Raw genomic sequence first — 728 nt, forward strand, 5'->3', positions numbered from 1 at the left:
CCTGGGCGACGCCGAGGTAGTAGCCGACCCACGGGGAGCCGATGACGCCCTCGTCGACCGCCTCGCCGACCGTCGTGTCGAGGTAGTCGCCGTCGTCCGCCTCCTGCTCGCTTGCCGGGTACAGCCGGACCTCCACGTCGCGGACGCGGTCGAGCGGCGGCTCGTCTGCCTCGGGGTCGATGAACTGCTCGAGCTCGGCCTGCGTGAACTCGCGGAGGCGGAGGAGCCCGCCGCGCGGCGAGATCTCGTTGCGGTAGGCGGGGCCAGTCTGGGTGATGCCGAACGGGAGGTTCCCGCGGGCGTACTCCTTCAGCCGCGGGAACTCGACGAAGATCCCCTGCGCCGTCTCCGGGCGGAGGTAGCCGGGCTGGGCGTCGCCGGGGTCGATGTCGGTCGCGAACATGAGGTTGAACGCCTCGACCGGCTGGCCGGCGAGCTCGGTGCCGCAGGCCGGGCAGGCGATGCCGTTATCGGCGATCAGCTCGGCGACCTCCTCGCCGGGGAGCGCCTCGGCGTCCTCGACGTCGGTGGCGTCCTCGACGAGGTGGTCGGCGCGGTGGGACTCGCCGCACTCGGGGCACTCGACGAGCATGTCGTCGAACCCCTCCAGGTGGCCGGAGGCCTCGAAGACGGCCTCGGGCATCACCGTCGGCGCCTCGATCTCGCGGTTCCCCTCGCGGATGGTGAACCGGTCGCGCCACGCGTCCTCGACGTTCCGCTTGAGTGCG

Annotated in this window: 1 protein-coding gene; it reads right to left on the reverse strand. The window is 72.1% G+C overall.

Annotated features, from left to right (window positions below):
• Positions 1-728 (reverse strand): glycine--tRNA ligase (gene glyS / locus D3D02_RS18185; protein WP_121571321.1); only part of this gene is annotated, 728 nt, incomplete at both ends.

Source organism: Halobellus sp. Atlit-38R (genome assembly GCF_003665925.1).
Lineage (GTDB): Archaea > Halobacteriota > Halobacteria > Halobacteriales > Haloferacaceae > Haloquadratum > Haloquadratum inordinatus.